This window comes from Blastococcus sp. DSM 46786, from assembly GCF_900109665.1.
GTDB lineage: Bacteria > Actinomycetota > Actinomycetes > Mycobacteriales > Geodermatophilaceae > Blastococcus > Blastococcus carthaginiensis.
In genome coordinates, this window is the sequence record NZ_FOAO01000003.1 from 101,012 (window position 1) to 118,798 (window position 17,787).

General features: G+C 74.8%; 16 protein-coding genes and 1 pseudogene. 10 read left to right on the plus strand and 7 right to left on the minus strand.

Annotated features, from left to right (window positions below; genetic code table 11):
• The first annotated feature begins 85 nt into the window (after positions 1 to 85).
• Positions 86 to 1,243, plus strand: a complete 1,158-nt coding sequence (locus BMW62_RS04120; protein ID WP_091929572.1) for a serine hydrolase domain-containing protein — start codon at positions 86 to 88, stop codon at positions 1,241 to 1,243.
• A gap of 54 nt (positions 1,244 to 1,297) precedes the next feature.
• Here the strand turns inward: BMW62_RS04120 and BMW62_RS04125 are convergent, their stop codons facing one another.
• Positions 1,298 to 2,338: an NAD(P)-dependent alcohol dehydrogenase gene (locus BMW62_RS04125; RefSeq protein WP_091929573.1), complete on the minus strand. Its 1,041-nt coding sequence runs from the start codon at positions 2,336 to 2,338 to the stop codon at positions 1,298 to 1,300.
• A 130-nt stretch (positions 2,339 to 2,468) separates the two neighbouring features.
• Between BMW62_RS04125 and BMW62_RS04130 the strand changes: the two genes are divergently transcribed.
• The 4 genes from BMW62_RS04130 to BMW62_RS04145 all read left to right on the plus strand — a co-directional run bounded on the left by BMW62_RS04130 (position 2,469) and on the right by BMW62_RS04145 (position 6,151).
• On the plus strand, positions 2,469 to 3,353 hold the full coding sequence (locus BMW62_RS04130; protein ID WP_091929574.1) for a helix-turn-helix transcriptional regulator: 885 nt from the start codon (positions 2,469 to 2,471) through the stop codon (positions 3,351 to 3,353).
• A 121-nt stretch (positions 3,354 to 3,474) separates the two neighbouring features.
• The gene (locus BMW62_RS04135; RefSeq protein ID WP_244523839.1) at positions 3,475 to 3,885 is read left to right on the plus strand and encodes a YciI family protein; all 411 of its coding nucleotides are present in this window, start codon (positions 3,475 to 3,477) and stop codon (positions 3,883 to 3,885) included.
• Complete coding sequence (locus BMW62_RS04140) at positions 3,858 to 5,195, plus strand: RNA polymerase sigma factor (protein ID WP_091929576.1); 1,338 nt, start codon at positions 3,858 to 3,860, stop codon at positions 5,193 to 5,195. The genes BMW62_RS04135 and BMW62_RS04140 overlap by 28 nt, the downstream gene beginning before the upstream one ends.
• Before the next feature lie 47 nt (positions 5,196 to 5,242).
• The gene (locus BMW62_RS04145) at positions 5,243 to 6,151 is read left to right on the plus strand and encodes an NAD-dependent epimerase/dehydratase family protein (RefSeq protein ID WP_091929577.1); all 909 of its coding nucleotides are present in this window, start codon (positions 5,243 to 5,245) and stop codon (positions 6,149 to 6,151) included.
• A gap of 22 nt (positions 6,152 to 6,173) precedes the next feature.
• Here the strand turns inward: BMW62_RS04145 and BMW62_RS04150 are convergent, their stop codons facing one another.
• The 3 genes from BMW62_RS04150 to BMW62_RS04160 are packed head-to-tail and all read right to left on the minus strand — an operon-like array spanning position 6,174 to position 10,815.
• Positions 6,174 to 7,205, minus strand: a complete 1,032-nt coding sequence (locus BMW62_RS04150) for an NAD-dependent epimerase/dehydratase family protein (RefSeq protein WP_091929670.1) — start codon at positions 7,203 to 7,205, stop codon at positions 6,174 to 6,176.
• Positions 7,202 to 9,793, minus strand: coding sequence for an alpha/beta fold hydrolase (locus tag BMW62_RS04155; protein WP_244523824.1), 2,592 nt, complete (start codon positions 9,791 to 9,793; stop codon positions 7,202 to 7,204). Before BMW62_RS04155 ends, BMW62_RS04150 begins: the two co-directional genes overlap by 4 nt.
• Positions 9,790 to 10,815: a 3-oxoacyl-ACP synthase III gene (locus tag BMW62_RS04160; protein WP_091929672.1), complete on the minus strand. Its 1,026-nt coding sequence runs from the start codon at positions 10,813 to 10,815 to the stop codon at positions 9,790 to 9,792. Before BMW62_RS04160 ends, BMW62_RS04155 begins: the two co-directional genes overlap by 4 nt.
• Before the next feature lie 278 nt (positions 10,816 to 11,093).
• Here BMW62_RS04160 and BMW62_RS23105 point away from each other — a divergent pair.
• Positions 11,094 to 11,180, plus strand: a pseudogene (locus tag BMW62_RS23105) (cryptochrome/photolyase family protein); the annotation flags it as partial.
• 77 nt (positions 11,181 to 11,257) lie between these two features.
• On the opposite strand, the gene BMW62_RS04170 reads toward BMW62_RS23105, so the two are convergent.
• Together BMW62_RS04170 and BMW62_RS04175 are read right to left on the minus strand one after the other, a co-directional pair.
• Positions 11,258 to 11,623, minus strand: coding sequence for a hypothetical protein (locus BMW62_RS04170; protein ID WP_091929578.1), 366 nt, complete (start codon positions 11,621 to 11,623; stop codon positions 11,258 to 11,260).
• A gap of 437 nt (positions 11,624 to 12,060) precedes the next feature.
• Positions 12,061 to 13,512, minus strand: a complete 1,452-nt coding sequence (locus BMW62_RS04175; protein ID WP_091929579.1) for an NAD-dependent succinate-semialdehyde dehydrogenase — start codon at positions 13,510 to 13,512, stop codon at positions 12,061 to 12,063.
• 194 nt (positions 13,513 to 13,706) lie between these two features.
• Here BMW62_RS04175 and BMW62_RS04180 point away from each other — a divergent pair, with 194 nt between their 5' ends.
• From BMW62_RS04180 to BMW62_RS04195, 4 genes are read left to right on the plus strand one after another with little or no spacing between them, the layout of a single operon-like run.
• On the plus strand, positions 13,707 to 14,648 hold the full coding sequence (locus BMW62_RS04180) for an NAD(P)H-binding protein (protein ID WP_091929673.1): 942 nt from the start codon (positions 13,707 to 13,709) through the stop codon (positions 14,646 to 14,648).
• The gene (locus BMW62_RS04185; RefSeq protein ID WP_091929580.1) at positions 14,645 to 15,490 is read left to right on the plus strand and encodes a CPBP family intramembrane glutamic endopeptidase; all 846 of its coding nucleotides are present in this window, start codon (positions 14,645 to 14,647) and stop codon (positions 15,488 to 15,490) included. Before BMW62_RS04180 ends, BMW62_RS04185 begins: the two co-directional genes overlap by 4 nt.
• Positions 15,466 to 16,545: an NADH:flavin oxidoreductase gene (locus BMW62_RS04190; protein ID WP_091929581.1), complete on the plus strand. Its 1,080-nt coding sequence runs from the start codon at positions 15,466 to 15,468 to the stop codon at positions 16,543 to 16,545. The genes BMW62_RS04185 and BMW62_RS04190 overlap by 25 nt, the downstream gene beginning before the upstream one ends.
• A complete protein-coding gene (locus BMW62_RS04195) occupies positions 16,542 to 16,910 on the plus strand; it encodes a hypothetical protein (protein WP_091929582.1) in 369 nt (122 codons plus the stop codon). Before BMW62_RS04190 ends, BMW62_RS04195 begins: the two co-directional genes overlap by 4 nt.
• 18 nt (positions 16,911 to 16,928) lie before the next feature.
• On the opposite strand, the gene BMW62_RS04200 is transcribed toward BMW62_RS04195, so the two are convergent.
• Positions 16,929 to 17,753: an MOSC domain-containing protein gene (locus BMW62_RS04200; RefSeq protein WP_091929583.1), complete on the minus strand. Its 825-nt coding sequence runs from the start codon at positions 17,751 to 17,753 to the stop codon at positions 16,929 to 16,931.
• Positions 17,754 to 17,787: the final 34 nt, after the last annotated feature.

Consider the following 17,787-nt stretch of genomic DNA (forward strand, 5'->3'; position numbering starts at 1 on the left):
CAACGGCAGGGTGCCCTGCACCGCCATGACGCAGGTCACGGCGTCGACCGGTGCGGCCGGTCGTCCTCCGATCCGGGAGCGCCCCATGGACCCGAACGCCGTCGACGCCGTCCTGCAGGAAGCCGTGGCACGGGGCGCGGTGCCCAACGCGGTGGTGGTCGCCGCCGACCGGGACGGTCCGGTCCTGGAGAGCGCAGCCGGGTCCCGGGTGGCCGGCGGGGACGAGCCGGTCGGCGCCGGCACGCACTTCCGGATCATGTCGATGACCAAGATGGTCGCGACGGTGGCGGCGCTCCAGCAGGTCGAGCAGGGCACGCTCCGCCTGGACGCGCCGGTGGAGGAGTACTGCCCGGAGTTCGCCGGGCTGCAGGTCCTCGACGGTTTCGACGGCGACGTGCCGCGGCTGCGGCCGCCGGCGACGAAGGCCACGGTGCACCAGCTGCTCACGCACACGGCCGGGCTGGGCTACTGGTTCTTCGACGCCGACCTGCTGCGGTGGGAGACGGTGACCGGCACCCCGAACGTGCTGTCGGGGTCGAACGTCATCTTCGGGGCGCCGCTGCTCGCCGACCCGGGCACCCGCTTCGAGTACGGCATCAACACCGACTGGGTGGGCAAGGTCGTCGAGGCGGCCAGCGGGCTGGGCTTCGACGTCGCGGTGAAGGAGGGCGTCACGGGGCCGCTGGGCATGGACGACACCTCGTTCGCCCCCAGCGCCGAGCACCGGGCGAACTGCGTGCCGGTGCACATGCGCGCTCCGGACGGCTCGTGGCAGCCCAGCGAGCTGGACCTGCACCCGGAGCCCGAGTACTACGCCGGTGGCCACGGGCTGTACTCGACGCCCCGGGACTACCTGCGCTTCCAGCGGGCACTGCTCGGCGACGGCGAGCTCGACGGCGCCCGCATCCTGCGGCCGGAGACGGTGGACGCGGCGTTCACCAACCAGATCGGGGAGCTGGACTTCCCCGCCGCGATCACGACCGCCGACCCCGGCTCGACGGCGGACTTCTGCGTGGGGCCCGGCCACAAGTGGGGGTACGGGCTGATGCTCAACACCGAGGACCTCCCCGGGCGCCGGCGCGCGGGCAGCGGCGCGTGGGCCGGGCTGTGCAACACGCACTTCTGGGTCGACCGCACGACCGGCATCACGGCGGCGGTCTACACCCAGACCCTGCCGTTCGTCGCGCCCGACGTGCACCAGGTCTACGTGGACGTGGAGACGGCCTTGTACGCGTCCCTCTGACGGCCGCGCCGGGCGGTGCCGCCGACCCGGCGGGGGAGGTGAGCTGGTTCGCCGTCACCGGAGGGTGGCCGCGTCGATGACGAAGCGGTAGCGGACGTCGGAGGCGAGGACGCGCGCGTACGCCTCGTCGACCTGGTCGGCCGGGATGACCTCGACCTCCGCCCCGATGCCGTGCACGGCGCAGAAGTCGAGCATTTCCTGGGTCTCGGCGATGCCCCCGATCATCGAGCCGGCGTAGGACCGCCGACCGGCGATCAGCGACATGGCGTGCAGGCTCAGGGGCTCGGCCGGGGCGCCGACGTTGACCAGCGCGCCGTCCACCGCCAGCAGCGACAGGTACGCGTCGACGTCGATGCCGGCGCTGACGGTGTTGAGGATCAGGTCGAACCGCCCGGCGAGCCGGGCGAACGTCTCCGGGTCGGAGGTGGCGAAGTAGTCGGTCGCGCCGAGCCGCAGGCCGTCCTCCTGCTTCTTCAGCGACTGCGACAGCACGGTCACCTCGGCACCCATCGCGGCGGCGAGCTGCACGGCCATGTGGCCCAGCCCGCCGAGCCCGACGACCGCGACCCGCTTGCCCGGCCCGGCGCCCCACCGGCGCAGCGGGGAGTACGTGGTGATGCCGGCGCACAGCAGCGGCGCGGCCGTGGCCGGGTCGATGCCGTCGGGCACCCGCAGGACGAAGCCGGCGTCCACGACGACGTGGGTGGAGTAGCCGCCCTGCGTGGTGGTGCCGTCGCGGTCGGTCCCGGCGTAGGTGGGGACCATGCCGTCGAGGCAGTACTGCTCGTCGCCGTTGCGGCAGTTAGCGCACTTCCCGCAGGAGCCGACCATGCAGCCGACGCCGACGCGGTCACCGACCCGGTGCGCCGTGACCTCGGAGCCGACCTCGGCGACGACGCCGACGATCTCGTGGCCGGGGACGACGGGGAAGGGCTGCGGACCCCAGTCGCCGTTGACGGTGTGGATGTCGGAGTGGCAGATGCCGGCGTACTCGATCTCGATGAGCACGTCGCCGGAGCCGACGTCCCGGCGCTCGATGGTGGTCGGGGTCAGGGGCCGTCCGGCGGCGGGGGCGGCGTAGGCGTTGACTCGCACGGGGTTCTCCGTCTTCTGGTCGGGGGGTGTCCTCCACGGAACGCCTCCGCGGGCGCGGGAGGGAGGTCGGGTCTGTGGGGGGTAGCAGCTCGACCTCCCTGGACGCCGGGCCCGCCGTACCGTCGATCGCGTGGACAACCGCTCCGACATCCGCGACTTCCTCACCACGAGGCGGGCGCGGATCACCCCCGAGCAGGCCGGGCTGCTGCCCGGGGGTGGCCGCCGCCGCGTGCCCGGGCTGCGCCGCGAGGAGGTCGCCGTCCTTGCCGGGGTGAGCACCGAGTGGTACACGCGGCTGGAGAAGGGCCACATCGCCGGTGTGTCCGAGGACGTCCTGGAGGCGGTGGCGCGCGCCCTGCAGCTCGACGAGGCCGAGCGGACCTACCTGTTCGACCTCGCCCGCGCCGCGATCAAGCCGGCCCGCACCCCTCAGCGACGCGGTAGGGCGCAGGTGCAGCCCCGCGTCCAGTGGATGCTCGACTCGATGACGGGATCCGCCGCCTTCGTCGCGAACGGCCGGTTGGACATCGTCGCCACCAACTCCCTGGGGTGGGCGCTGAACTCACCGCTGTTCGACGCCCCGCAGCGGCCGGCGAACTTCGCCCGGTTCACGTTCCTCGACCCGCGGGCCGCCGACTTCTACCCGGACTGGGCGGGCGCGGCGGACATCACCGTGGCCCTGCTCCGGGCCGAGGCCGGCCGCCACCCGGGCGACGCGCGGCTGCGCGCGCTCGTCGGCGAGCTCTCCACGGTCAGCGAGGAGTTCCGGACGCGCTGGGCGGCGCACGACGTCCGCATCCACCACAACGGCGCCAAGCGGTTCCAGCACCCCGTCGTCGGCGCCCTGGATCTGGCCTACTACACCCTCGACCTGCCGGCCGAGGATCACCGCGGTCTGCGCCTGACCGTCTACACCGCCGAGCCCGGGTCACCCTCGGAGGACGCGCTCAAGCTGCTGGCCAGCTGGGCGGCGACCGCCGCCGGCACCTCCGCGGCTGCCACCGATCGGTCCTGAGCCGGCTGGGTCGGAGAAGATGTCGTGCTGCCTGTCGATCCGGCCGTGTCGCCGTTCGACCCAGGGGTGAGAGGGTCCGACCGGGACCCGGACACCACCCAGGAGCGACGCCGTGAAGTACATGCTGATCATGCGGGCCACCGACGAGAGCTACGCCGAGATGGCGAACGTCGACTTCGACGAGGTGCTCTCCTCGATGGGCCGGTTCAACGACGAGATGATCCGGGCCGGGGTCCTCGTCGCGGCCGAGGGGCTCGACGACGCGGCGAAGGGCGTCGTCGTCGACTACTCCTCCCAGCCACCGGTCGTCACCGACGGCCCGTACGGGGAGACCAAGGAGCTGTTCGGGGGCTTCTGGATCCTCGACGTGGCCTCGCAGGAGGAGGCCGTCGAGTGGGCCAAGCGGGCGCCGCTGGCCGGCCCGGGCATGAAGGCCGAGATCCGCCGCGTCAGCAGCATCGACGAGTTCCCGCAGGACAACGAGTGGATCCAGAAGGAGCGCGCGTGGCGGGAACGGACCGGCCAGCTGTGAGCCCGCCGGGGGGTGGCCGTCCGGCCACTCCCCGCACCGGCAGCGGCCGGGAGGCCGTCGAGGCGGTGTGGCGCATCGAGTCCGCGCGCATCGTCGGCCGGCTCGCGCGGTACACCGGCGACTTCGCGCTGGCCGAGGACCTGGCCCAGGAGGCGCTGGCCGAGGCGCTGGTCACCTGGCCGCGGGAGGGGGCACCGCGCGATCCCGCGGGCTGGCTGCTCACCGTGGGGCGACGGCGGGCCATCGACGCCTTCCGCCGCCGGTCCGCCCGCGACCAGCGGTACGCCACCCTCGCCCGGGGCCTGGACGACGGAGGCACCACGTCCGACGCCTGGGCACCCGCCACGGACGACGCCGACCTCCTGTGGGACCCCGACCGGGTCGACGACGACGTCCTCGCGCTGATGTTCATCGCCTGCCACCCGGTGCTCTCGCGGGAGGCGCAGGTCGCGCTCACGCTGCGCGTCCTCGGTGGCCTCGGCAGCGACGAGATCGCCCGTGCGTTCCTCGTGCCGACCGCCACCGTGCAGGCCCGCATCACCCGGGCCAAGAAGACGCTCGCGGCGGCGGAGGTGCCCTTCGAGGCGCCGCCGGCCGAGGAGCGCCGCGAGCGGCTCGGGTCCGTGCTCAGCGTGCTGTACCTGATCTTCACCGAGGGGTCGACGGCCACCTCCGGGGACGACTGGATCCGGCCGGACCTGACCCGCGAGGCGATCCGGCTGACCCGGATCCTGACGCGGCTGGCGCCCGACCAGCCGGAGGCACACGGCCTCCTGGCGCTCCTCGAGCTCACCGCGGCCCGGTTCCCGGCCCGGGTGGGGGACGACGGCGAACCGGTGCTGCTCGAGGACCAGGACCGCCGGCGCTGGGACCGGGCGGCGATCCGGCGCGGTCGGGCGGCGCTCGCCCAGGCCGGGCGCGTCGGCCGCGGGCTCGGCGCGTACGGCGTCCAGGCCGCGATCGCGGAGTGCCACGCGGTCGCGCCGTCGGTCGAGGGGACCGACTGGGAGCGGATCGTGCTGCTCTACGACATCCTCTCCCGGCTGGCGCCCTCGCCGGTGGTCCGGCTCAACCGGGCGGTCGCGGTCTCGATGGCCCGGGGTCCGGCGGTCGCGCTGCCCCTGGTCGACGACCTCGTCGCGGCCGGCAGCCTCTCCGGCTCCCACCTCCTGCCGAGCGTCCGAGGGGAGCTGCTCCGGCGGCTCCACCGCTTCGAGGAGGCGCGGGAGGAGTTGGAGCGCGCGGTCGGCCGCTGCGGCAACGAGCGCGAACGCGGCCTGCTCCGGCGCAAGCTCGCAGCGCTGCCCTGACCCCCCGGCCCGGGCGGTGTCGGGCGGTCGCTGGCAGGGTGGGCGGCATGGTCGCGTCCTCTCCCGTCGTCGTGGTGACCGGTGCCAACGGACTGGTGGGCACCGCCGTGTGCCGGGCGCTCGTCGAGCGGTCGGCGCAGGTGCGCGCCGTCGTCCGACGCGCGGGCACCGCGCCCTCGCTGGACGGGGTCACCGAGCACGTCGGCGACTTCGCCGACGGGGGGTTCGCCCGCGAGGTGACCCAGGACGCCGGCGCGGTCGTCACGACGGTCCACCCGATGGGGTCGCCCCGGGAGGTGCAGCACCGGGTGGGCGTCGAGGGCACGCCGGTCATCGCCCGGGCCGCCCGGGACGCCGGCGTCGCCCGACTGGTGCACGTCTCCACCGCCGGGGTCTACGACCGCTCGGCCGGCGTCGGCGACGTCGCCGAGGACGGCCCGCTCCTGCCCGAGGGGAGCGGCGCCTACCCCGACACGAAGAACGCCGCCGACGCCGCGCTGGCGGAGGTCGGCGGGCTCACGACGGTGCTGGTCCGCCCGCCGGCGATCCTGGGTGCCGGCGAGACGTCGGTGTGGAACACGCTGCGGCCGCAGGCGGTCCGCGACGGCGAGAACCGGGCGAACCCGGCGCAGACCTGGGCGTGGGTGCACGTCGACGACCTGGCGGCGCTGATCGCCGACGTCGCCACCGGCGCGATCCCGACCGCCGACGACCCGGAGCGGGGCCCCGTGGCCGGGAGCACGACCCCGGTCGTCGTCGCGGGCGAGCCGGCGACATGGCGGGACTACCTCGGCACGGTGACCGACGCGCTGGGCACCGTGCCCGCGTGGACCGACGAGCCGGTCTGGACCGGGCAGCTGGTCGCCGACCGCGCGCGGCGGTGGGGCTGGGCGCCACGGGTGGGCCTCGCGCAGGCCATGGACGAGCTGCGGCGGGGCCTGACGCCCCCGTCGTGACGGGCGCCGGTGGGGGACCGCGCTACCCGGACGCGGCTGCCGGCGGGACGCTGCCGACGGCGCCGGCCCCGGGGTCCGCACCCGTGCCCGCGCCGCCGTACCAGGCGGCCAGGCGGGCGAACCCCTCCTCCAGGCCGATTTCCGGCCGCCAGCCGAGCGCGGTCCGGGTCCGCCGCTGGTCGAACCAGTGCGCCGTCGTCAGCTGCTCGGTGAGGAACCGGGTCAGCGGGGGAGTCGAGCACCGGCCGGTGGCCGACCAGATCCCCTCCACCACGGCGCCCGCCAGCCAGGCCGCGTGCGCCGGCACCCGGCCTCGCGGTGGGGGCACGCCGGCCGCCGAGCACAGCCGACGCAGGATCTCGGCCACCGGGCGGGGTTCCCCGTTGGAGACCACCAGCGCCTCGCCGTGCACGGGGCCGCAGGCGTCGACCGCCGCCACGAGCGCGGCCACGGCGTTGTCGACGTAGGTGGTGTCGATCAGCGCGGCGCCCGAGCCGACGAGCGGGAGACGCCCCGCCCCGGCCCGCGCGACGATCCGCGCCACGAGCTGCTCGTCGCCGGGCCCCCACACCAAGTGCGGGCGCAGGACGAGCACGGCGAGGCCGGCCGAGTCCGCGTCCAGCGCCACCTGCTCGGCCACCGCCTTGGAGCGCGAGTAGGAGCCGCGGGCCCGCGCCGGGTCGGCGGAGCCCGCCGCGGCCCCGAACAGCGGGGACCCGGCGTGCGAGACCGACGGGGACGACACGTGCACGAGCCGTCCGACACCCTCGGCGGCGCAGGCGGCGACGACGTTCCGCGTCCCCTGGACGTTGGCCCGCTCGTACTCGTCCCACGTGCCGGTGACGTCCACCTTCGCCGCGAGGTGGACGACGGCGTCCTGCCCCGCGGCGGCTCGCGCCACCACCGAGGGATCGGCGACGTCCCCGAGCACCTCGGCGCAGGGCAGGCCGGCGGGACGGCGCTGCAGGACGGTCACCTCGTCGCCCCGGGCGAGCAGCTGCTGGGTGGTGACCCGGCCGAGCATGCCGCTCGCCCCGGTGACGAGGACCTTCACGGTCTCGTGCTCCGCCGGGAGGCCCACCGGACCGGCGTGCCGGAGAGGACCCGGGTCGCCCGGCGGGCCAGTACCGCCCGGTCCACCTTCGACTGGTGCCGGATGTCGACCGGCAGCGCGCCGGCCACGAGCACGGCGGCGAGGTCGATCTCGGCCACCTCCCGCACCGTTCCCGCGAGCTCGGCCGGCGCCACGGTGAGCCGGTCGGCGCGGGGGAGTCGCCGCCGGGCGCGGCCCGGGGGCACGACGACGGCCACGGCCACCTGGGCGCCCACCGGGCCGACGCCGACGATCGCCGCGGCGGCGACGGCGTCCAGGAACTCGATGCGGAGCTCCGGGCCGACCGGGGTCATCGGACCGTCCGCGGTGGTGAGCACGTGCGCCAGGCGGCCCTCGATCCAGAGCCGTCCCTCACCGTCCAGGTGCCCGACGTCCCCGGTGCGGTGCCAGCCCGGGTCGCGGCCGGCGGCACGCTCGGTTGCCCACAGCGCGTCGTAGCGATCCTTCACGTGCGCGGCGCGGACGCAGACCTCGCCGGGGACGTCGGGGGACCCCGTGAGCGCTCCGTCGGCGGTGCCCAGCGGGGAGAGCGGGCTGATCCGCACCTCCACGCCCGGCACCGGGCGGCCGACGCAGATCCCGTTCCCCGGCCCGGCGGCCTCGATCTCGCCCAGGGAGACGTCGGTGACGGGCAGCGCCTCGGTCATGCCGTACGGGGTGTGCGGCTCGGCCGCCGGGAAGGTCTCGCCGAGCCTGCGCAGGAGCGGGGTCGGCACGGGTGCCCCGGCCGACATGAGCAGCCGGACCCGGCCCAGCGCCGACCGCTGCTCCTCCGTCAGGTCCGAGGAGGTGGCGGCGACCCGGCGCAGGGCGGCCGGCGCGGCGAACACCACGGTGGCGTCCACCGCGGCCGCGGCGTCCGCCAGCTTCGCCGCGGTGAGCGTCGCGGGCGCCGTGACGTCGACGTCGGGCACGGACGAGGCGATCCCGAGACCCGGTCCGAGGACGGAGAAGGGGGCGAAGGCGGCGACCAGCGAGTCGCCCGGCGTGAGGCGGTACGCCGTCCTGACCAGCTCCAGCTGGGCGCCGACCTGGCGCTGGGTGTAGACCACGCCCTTGGCCGGGCCGGTGGCCCCGGAGGTGAAGACGACCGCGCAGTCGGCGTCCAGCGGTGGCTCCGCCGGCGCGGACGACGTCCGGCCGAGCACCTCGAGCGAGGCCAGGTCGTGCCCGGCGCCGAGGGCCCGGCGGAGCCGCGCCGACGCCGGGCCGGCCAGGATGCGCGTCGCGGGCAGGCCCATCGCCCGCGCGGCGGCCAGCCCGGCGGCGCTGCCGAGGACGTGGTCCGGCGCCGCGCCGCGCAGCGCGCGCCGCATCCCCCGGAGGCCGAGGCCCTTGTCGGCGACGACGATGACGGCTCCGGCGCGCCAGGTGGCGTAGACCGCTGCCGTCAGGTCGGTGGAGGGCTCCAGGAGGAGCGCCACCCGGTCCCCGGGGCGGATACCGGCCGCGGCCAGGCCGGCCGCGAGGTCGGAGACCCGGCGGGCCAGCCGCGCCCAGCTGACCGGAACCCCGCCTGCCGCCACGACGGCCGGGGAGTCGTCGCCCGCGCGGTCGGCCAGGGCGGCCCAGGGCCGGGCCGGCTGGGCCGATGCCCCACCCCTGCCCGGGGTCGGAGCGTTCGACGCTCCGCACCTGTCGGTCACCCACGTCGCCACCGCCTCGGCGTACTGCGGAGCGTCCTCGGGGAGGAGGTGGGAGGCGCCCTCGTAGCGGTGCACGTCCGCCCGGGGCAGCCGCTCGCGCAGGTCGGCGAGGTACTTCTCGCCGAAGACCGGGTCCCGGGGACCCCACAGCAGGAGCGCCGGCACGTCGAGCGAGCGGATCCCCTCGGCGATCGCCTCCTGCGCCGGGCGGGAGGCGTGGCCCGGCCGGAAGGGGATGTCGGCGACGAACTCGCCCACGGCCCGGCGCCGCTCGGCCGAGTCGTAGGGCTGCGCGTACGCCCGGCGGACCTCCCGGGGGAGCGGCGGCCGGGACAGCGCCGTCGCCCCGCGGACGAACACGGAGCTGGCCTGGGTCACGGCGGTCCGCAGGCCGGGCGCGTGCGCCAGCCGGATCAGCGCCGGCCCCAGGTCGCCCTCGGGCATGGCGACGGCGGTGTTCGTGAGGACGACGCCCCGCACGTCCTGCCGGTGCTCGAGGGCCCAGCCGAGGGAGATGATGCCGCCCCAGTCGTGGGCCACCGTCACGACCGGGCCGCTGACGCCCAGCTCGGCGGTGAGAGCTCCCAGGTCGGCCACCCGCTGGGCCAGGGTCCGCGGTGCGGCAGGGCGGTCGGACCACCCCATGCCGAGCTGGTCGGGGGCGACGACGCGCCACCCGGGCGGGGCGGCGGCGACCAGGCGGCGCCACAGGTAGGACCAGGTCGGGTTGCCGTGGACGCAGAGCAGGGTGCCGACCGGGTCCGGGACACCGTTGTCGAGCACGTGCCAGCGGTGCTTCCCGCCGTCCGCGCCGGGCACGGGAACCCACCGCGACCAGGACGGGTCCAGCCCCGGCAGCTCGATGGGCGAGCTCGCCGTCACCAGGCGATCTCGAGGCAGCAGGCGTTGAGGCCGGAGCCGATCCCCATCAGCAGCACGCGGTCCCCGTCGGCGAGGGTGCCGGTCTCGCCCGCCAGCGTGAACGGGACCGAGGCAGGGCCGAGGTTGCCCCGGGTCGGGAAGGTCGTCGGCACCCGTGCCCGGTCGATGCCGAACCGGTCGCACAGCGCCCCGGTGTGCACCTTGGAGACCTGGTGGATGACGTAGCGGTCCATGCCCCGCGCCCAGTCGAACTCGGTGTCGGCGTCCGCCCAGAGCTCCCCGGACAGGGCGAGGCCGGCGTCGAGCAGGCCCTTGAGGTCGGTGTGCATCCCGTCGTTGTCGCCGGTGCACAGCCCGTGGTGCCGGGTGTCGGCCCGGCTGACGGACCCGATCAGCCGGTGGCCCTCGGGGTGCTCGTCGGCCCGGCCGAGGACCATGGCCACCGCCCCGGAGCCGAGGGTGAGCGTGGCGAAGTGGCCCATCACGTCCTTGGCGACGGTGTCGGGCCGGTTCAGCAGGTCGATGGTGCGCTCCTGCACGGGCCGGGAGTCCTCGCCGTTGACGACGAGCGCGTACCGGACCATCCCGACGTCGATCATCGCCGCGGCCAGCTCCATGCCGTTGATGAACCCCAGGCAGGCGTTGGTCACGTCGAAGTTCTGGCAGGAGCTCGGCAGCCCGAGGGCGTCGTGCACGGCGACGGCCGTGGAGGGCTCGAGGTGCTTGCGGCTGACCGACGTGTTCACCATCAGGCCGATGTGCGCCGGGTCGACACCGCTCTCGCTGATGGCCTTGGCGCCCGCGGTGGCGGCGCCGTCGACGAACGAGGCGCCGTCGGCCCACCAGCGGCGTTCCCTGATGCCGGCGAGCCGCTCCAGCAGCCCGGGTCGCAGCCCGACGCGCTGGTAGGTGTCGCCCAGCTGCTCGTCGAGCGCAGCCGAGGTGATGACCTGGGATGCGTCCGCCGTCTGCACGGTCAGGATCGCGGTGTTGCTGAATCGGTGTGTGGCGTTGCCGGTCATCAGATCCACTCGTGAGGCGCGGCGGGCGGCCGCCGTCCTCGTGCGCCACCCTCGTCCGGCCCGCTTACCCCCCAGGGCGGCGCGTACACCGGGCCATTGCGCCGGCTGAGGTGAGGACCGCGCGCGGTGGCCGCTGGGTGTGTGCGCACCCACGTCGTGGAGCAGCCGCGACCACGTGCTCCGCCGTCCGGCCTCCAGGTGCTCACCGCCTGCGGGTTCGTGAGCTCCCGGGCCGACGTCGCGGCCTGGCCGACGGGCGGAGGCAGCAGCGGCGGCTCGTGGACGACTTCTACCGCGACGCCCGGTGGCGGCACGACGTCCTCCTGGACGGCGCACGCCCGGTCGGTGACCGCCGGAACCTCGACGACGAGAACTGGCAGCCACCGCCGGCCGACGGCCCCGGCTACCCGCGGACGACGAATCCAACAGCCCGGTCGCCCAGCTACCGGCGAGAGGTCCGCACGGTCACGAGGAACTCCGACGTGGCCGAAGGAACCACGTCACCGGTCCAGGGGTCTTCCAGGTGGCCGTCGTCGTCATCGCCGAAGCCCCGCAGCGCCTGCCCGCTCGGTACGCGGAGGACCGCCTGCGTGACACCTCCGGCCTGGACGACCCGGATCTCGGTCACCCGTCCCCGGATGCGCTGGTCGGCCGGGACGTCGAGGCCGCCGTGACGACTCTCGGCGAGTCGCAGCAGGCCGTCCGGCCCCACGTAGCGGATGCATCGGACGTCCACGAGCTGGTTCCGCTCGATGGCGTCCCCGCAGCACTCGTGCTCCCAGCCACCCACCTCCACGACGACATCCACGGCAGCAACCTATGCCCCGGCAGGGGGCCGCACAGGCATCCCCGCAGTGCCGACCTGCCCCTCCTCGCTTCGCCCCGGGCGCGCCGATCGGTGGCACGGTCCGGGTCACGAGCCGCAGCGACCGGCGCAGGACCGGATGGCCTCGGGGGAGTGGTGGGGCGCGCACCGCCGCGGTGCGGACCGCCTTCTCCGCGGGGGTGTCCGAGAGGCGAGACAGCGCATGCGCGCTACCGGGCCGCCGGAGTGCCACGCGTTCGAGTACTGCGGCCGTCGACGTCCGCCTGCCTGGCGGCTGCCTTCCCGAGACCGCCGCTGATGGCGACGGAGTGCGCAGATGGTCAGTTGTCGGCACGGGAATGGCGCGTCTGCGCACACTGTCCTGACGCGAAGCGCTAGCCGGCCCAGCTCGAACCAGTCGAAGGTTGCGTGCCGCGGTACTAGATCGAGATGCCGACGAGCTTGGTGTCGAGGTACTCGTCGATGCCCTCGTACCCGCCCTCGCGGCCCAGACCGCTGGCCTTGATCCCGCCGAAGGGGGCGGCCGCTGACGTGGGGTTGATGTCGTTGATCCCGACCATCCCGAAGCGCAGCTTCTCGGTGACCCGGATCGCCCTCGACAGGTCGTTGGTGTAGACGTACGCGGCGAGGCCGTACTCGGTGTCGTTCGCCCGGGCGATGACCTCGTCCTCGTCGTCGAACGGCGTGACCGCGGCGATGGGCCCGAAGGTCTCCTCGCGGGAGATGAGCATGTCCGGGGTCACGTCGGCCAGCAGCGTCGGCGAGAAGAAGGTCGTGCCGTCGAGCCCGTCGACCTGCACGCGCCCGCCTCCCGCCACCACCCGGGCGCCGCGGGTGCGGGCGTCGAGCACCTGGGCCTCCATCTTCGCCACGGCCCGCTCGTCGATCAGCGGGCCGATCGAGACGCCGTCGGAGTCGCCCTTGCCGACCCGCAGCGCCGCGATCCGCTGCTCGAGGGTCGTGACGAACGTGTCGTAGACGGACCGGTGGACGTAGATGCGGTTGGGGCTGATGCACGCCTGGCCGGTGTTGAGGAACTTCACCAGCGCAGCGCCCTTCGCCGCGCGGACCGGATCGGCGTCGGGGAAGACGATGAACGGCGCGTGGCCACCCAGTTCCACCGACACCCTCTTCAGCGTGGCACCGGCCTTGGCCGCCAGCATCTTCCCGACCGCGGTGGATCCGGTGAACGTCAGCTTCCGCACCAGCGGGGACTCCAGCAGCGTGTCGCCGACCTCGGCCGGGCGCGTGGTGGTGACCATGTTGACCACGCCCGCGGGGACCCCTGCATCGGCCAGCAGCTGCACCGTGGCGACCGCGCACAGCGGTGTCTGGTCGGCGGGCTTGAGCACCGAGGTGCACCCGGCGGCGAGAGCCGGCGCGAGCTTGCGGGTCAGCATCGAGATCGGGTAGTTCCACGGGGTGATCGCCGCGACCACGCCGACCGGCTGACGCATCGTCACGAACCGCTGGTCGGCCCGTGCCGAGGGGATCGTGACACCACCGATGCGCTTGGCCTCCTCGGCGAACCACGCCAGGAAGTCCGCGGCGTACGCCACCTCGTTCATCGACGCCTTCAGCGGCTTGCCCTGCTCCCGGGTCATCAGCGCGGCCAGGTCCTTCCGCCGCTCCCGCATCAGCGCATCGGCCTTCGCGAGGACGGCCGCGCGCTCGTAGGCCGTGGCGCCCGACCAGGCCGGCAGTGCGCGGTCGGCAGCGGCGATGGCCGCCAGGGTGTCCGTCCGGTCGCCGTCCGCGGCCTGCCCGATCACCTCGCCCGTGGCCGGATCCGTCACGGGGAACGTCCGGCCCCCATCGGCCGGACGCCACTGCCCGTCGATGTGGAGCGTCTGTGCTGAGCTGTGCGTCATCGCGTCTTCCTTCACCGGGCGAACGAGACAGGAGGCGTCAGGTCGCGGAGCCGTGCCTGCAGGGCGCCGCACCGACCAGATCGTGTCATCCCTGGTCGGAGGAGGAGCACCGAGGCGAGGCCGCCGACGACCGCGTCGCCCGGACCCGGTGCCACGGGTGGCGTCCGCACCCCGGCCCGGGTGAGGCTGTGGCGGTGAGGATCCTGGTCACCGGTGCGTCGGGGTTCGTGGGGAGCCGGCTGGCCACCGCGCTGGAGGAGGCGGGCCACGACGTCCGGGCGATGACCCGGCGGCCGGCGCGGTACGCGGGCGTCGGCACCCCGGTCGCCGGCGACGTGGGCGACGAGGCCTCGCTGAAGGCGGCGCTCGAGGGCTGCGAGGCCGCCTACTACCTCGTGCACTCCCTCGGCGACCCGGACTTCGAGCGCAAGGACGCCGAGGCGGCGCGCGCGTTCGCCCGGGCCGCCGCCGCGGGGGGAGTGGGCCGGATCGTCTACCTCGGCGGCCTCGGCCGGGACGACGACCGGCTCTCGCCGCACCTGCGCAGCCGCCGGGAGGTCGAGCAGCTCCTGGCCGGTACGGGTCTGCCGGTCACCGTGCTGCGCGCGGGCATCGTGGTGGGCCACGGCGGGGTCTCCTGGGAGATGACCCGCCAGCTGGTGGCCCACCTGCCCGGGATGGTCACCCCCCGCTGGGTCAGCACGCGGACGCAGCCGGTCGCGGTCGCCGACGTCGTCCGGTACCTGGTCGGCGTCCTCGACGCACCGGGCACGGAGGGGCGGGTGTTCGAGGTGGGCGGCCCGGAGGTGCTCACCTACCTGCAGATGCTCACCCGGGTCGCCGACATCCAGAACCGGCACCTGTTCGTCGTCCCCGTGCCGCTGCTCAGCCCGCAGCTGTCCTCGCGCTGGCTGGCCCTGGTCACCGACGTCGACGTCGCCACCGGCCGGTCGCTCATCGACTCGATGACCATCGAGGTGGTCGTCACCGACGACGCCATCCGCTCCGTCGTCCCGTTCGAGCCGATGGACTACGACGAGATGGTGCTCACCGCGCTCATCGAGCGGGCGCGGGAACGCCGGCGGCAGGTGGGGGAGCGGCGCGGCGGCTGGCTGAGCCGGGGAGCGCGGCGGTGAACCACCGCCGGGCAGTCCGGGCGCTACGGGCCTGGGTCCTGCGGGCCGCCGGGCCGCTGCTGCGCAGCGTGCCGCGGGACCACTGGGAGAGCGACACGGCCTTCCGGCGACGCCGGCGCGTCACCGGCGCCGTCGCGGTCACCGGTGCGTCGCTGCTCGGGGCGTCGCTGTCGACGCCGCCGGGTTCACCACGGTTCTACGGGCTCACCCTGGGCGTCGCCGGCACCTGGGTGGTCGGCGGCCTGGCGTCCGGGCCGCTGCACCTGGGGCGGATGTTCGGGCCCGGGGATTCGCTGCGCCGGCCGGTGCTCACGCCGGTCGCCTCGGGGGTGGGCGCCTTCGGTGCCTTCTACGCCGCGGCGCTGGTCGCCCGGCGGATCCCCGTCCTGGAGCGGGCGATCGGCTCGGTGCTCCGCTACGCCGACCAGGGGTCGACGCCGCTCGTGGCCACCACCACGCTGGCCAACGGCATCGCGGAGGAGGTGTTCTTCCGCGGCGCGCTGTACGCGGCGGCGGGCACCCGGCGGCCGGCGCTCGTCTCGACCGCGGTCTACGGGCTGGCCACGACGGCCACCCGCAACCCGGCGCTCGTCCTGGCCAGCGTGCCGATGGGGCTGCTGTTCGCGCAGCAGCGCCGGATCACCGGCGGCATCCAGGCGCCGGTGCTCACCCACGTGGTGTGGTCGGCCCTGATGCTGCGCTACCTGCCGCCGCTGTTCGCCGACCGGCTCGCGGAGGAGCGGTCGCCCTCGCCCGGGGAGGGTGGACGACGGAGCGGTCCGGCTCCGGTACGTCCTGCCGCCGTACCCTCGCGCGGGTGTCCGACCTCTTCGCACCCCTGACGCTGGCCCACGGCCCTGCCGCACCGAACCGGCTGTGGCTGGCTCCGCTGACCAACACGCAGAGCCACCCCGACGGCCGGCTCTCCGACGAGGAGCTGCACTGGCTGGCGATGCGGGCCCGCGGTGGGCACGGGCTGACCATGACCTGTGCCGCGCACGTGCAGGCAGGTGGCCAGGGCTTCCCCGGGCAGCTCGGCGTCTTCTCCGACGACCACCTGCCCGGGCTGACCCGGCTCGCCACCGCGCTCAAGGACGCCGGATCGCTGGCCGCCCTGCAGCTGCACCACGCCGGTGCCCGGTCGCCCCGGGAGCTGGTGGGGCAGCCGATGGCGCCGTCGGACGACGAGGAGAGCGGCGCGCGGGCGATGACCGCCGACGAGGTCGCCCAGCTGGTGGAGGACTTCGCTGCCGCCGCCCTGCGGGCGGAGCGTGCCGGCTTCGACGGCGTGGAGGTGCACGGTGCGCACGGCTACGTGCTCACCCAATTCCTCTCGCCGGAGCTGAACCGGCGCACCGACCGCTACGGGGGCTCGCTGGAGAATCGCGCCCGCCTCCTGCTCGACGTCGTCACCGCGGTGCGCCAGCGGTGCGCGCCGGACTTCCAGGTGGGCGTCCGGCTGTCGCCCGAGCGCTTCGGCCTGCGGCTGGGTGAGGTGCGCGAGGTAGCGGCCGAGCTGTTGCGCTCCCACGACGTCGACTACCTGGACCTGTCACTGTGGGACGTCGCCAAGCAGCCGCAGGAGGAGGCGCACCGCGACCGTCCGCTGATGGAGTGGTTCACCGACCTCGACCGCGGCACGGCCCGCCTCGGCGTGGCCGGCAAGGTGCGCACCGGCCGGCAGGCGCTCGAGACGCTCGAGCGGGGCGCCGACTTCGTCATGGTGGGCCGGACAGCGATCCTGCACCACGACTTCCCCGAGCGCGTGCGTCGTGACGCCGCGTTCGAGCCGGTCCCGACGCCGGCGAGCCCGGCCCACCTGGCCGCCGAAGGACTGTCGCCGCCGTTCGTCGACTACATGCGCGGGTGGCGCGGCTTCGTCGCGGACGTGTCGTGACCGCGACGGCGCTCGCGGTCTCCGCCGTCGCACTGGCCGGGTGGGCCGTGTCGACCACCCCTGCCGTGGTCCTCTGCGGCTTCGCCGGCATCGGTCTGGCCTACGGGGCGGTCTCCGCGCTGGTGCCTGCGGCGACGGCGGACCGGGTCGGGCCGCGCGCGTTCCCGACGGTGTACGGCTTCGTGTTCACCGCGTGGGGGTGCGCGGCTCTCGCGGCACCGCTGTTCGACGGTGGGACTCCGGCTGCCGGGGGGAGCCGGCCGCAGGCGTACCTCCTGTTGGCGGCCCCGCTCCTCGTCGCCGTGGCCGCACTGGCGTCGTTGGCGTCGTTGGCGTACGAGGAGACGTCCCGCCTCGGCAGGTGAGCGCCGTGCGGTGCGGAGCTACCGGTTCGAGACCTCGGCTGCGTCGACGAGCTCGACCCGTTCGCCCACCGAGATCTCACCCGGCTGCTCGACGGTCGCGTACATGCCGAAGATGACCGCTCCGTCGTCGGGGAGGTGGGCGACCGGTGTCGTGAGGTCGCGGGCGAGCTCTCCCCGGTAGCGCACGATGGCCTTGAGCGTGTTGAAGTCGATGATCCCGCTGTCGGGGTTCTCGTTGGTGACCACGCAGCGTGGGACGGGCCCGACGACGCGCAGCCGGGTCTGGCCGACCTGCACGCACCGCCCGGCCCAGCTGTCCTCCTCGTGCACCTCGCACCCGTCCACCTCGAGGAGCATCCGGAACCGGCGGTGGTCCAGCGATCCGCCGGGAGCGACGCGGCGCAGGTGCTCGATGGTGGCCGACGACACCAGCGTCACCGGGTGCACGTCGACCGCATCACCGGGGGAGTCGGCGGCCACGAGGTGCACCGGCTCACCGACGAAGTCGCTGAGCGCGGCCGACCACGGCCCGTCGACCAGGTGACCGGCCACGTCGCGGCCGTAGAAGTTGGTGACCACGGCCTCGCCCCACTCGTTCGCCGGGCCTTCCAGCGGCTCACGACCGGGAATCCGCAGGGACAGGCGTTCGTGCTGCTCGTCGAACTCGGCCGTGATCTGGACCAGCGGCCCGTGCTGCTTGCCGTTGAACAACCGCCGTCGGGCATCGACGAGGTAGAAGCGGCGATTGGTCAGGACCCCGTTCCGGGTGACCGCGACGCGGGCCGGGTGGTGGAGTGCGGAGCCCTTGACCGGGGTGATCGAAAGGCGCGAGACGAACGGCATGGATCGCTCCCGGGGCCAGTAGGTGCCCGTGACC

Excerpts from the sequence above, each read along its gene's own strand:
- BMW62_RS04120 (WP_091929572.1), top strand. The coding sequence starts at position 86 with ATGGACCCGAACGCCGTCGACGCCGTCCTGCAGGAAGCCGTGGCACGG.
- BMW62_RS04135 (WP_244523839.1), top strand. The coding sequence starts at position 3,475 with ATGCTGATCATGCGGGCCACCGACGAGAGCTACGCCGAGATGGCGAAC.
- BMW62_RS04145 (WP_091929577.1), top strand. The coding sequence starts at position 5,243 with ATGGTCGCGTCCTCTCCCGTCGTCGTGGTGACCGGTGCCAACGGACTG.
- BMW62_RS04160 (WP_091929672.1), bottom strand. The coding sequence starts at position 10,815 with ATGACCGGCAACGCCACACACCGATTCAGCAACACCGCGATCCTGACC.
- BMW62_RS04175 (WP_091929579.1), bottom strand. The coding sequence starts at position 13,512 with ATGACGCACAGCTCAGCACAGACGCTCCACATCGACGGGCAGTGGCGT.
- BMW62_RS04200 (WP_091929583.1), bottom strand. The coding sequence starts at position 17,753 with ATGCCGTTCGTCTCGCGCCTTTCGATCACCCCGGTCAAGGGCTCCGCA.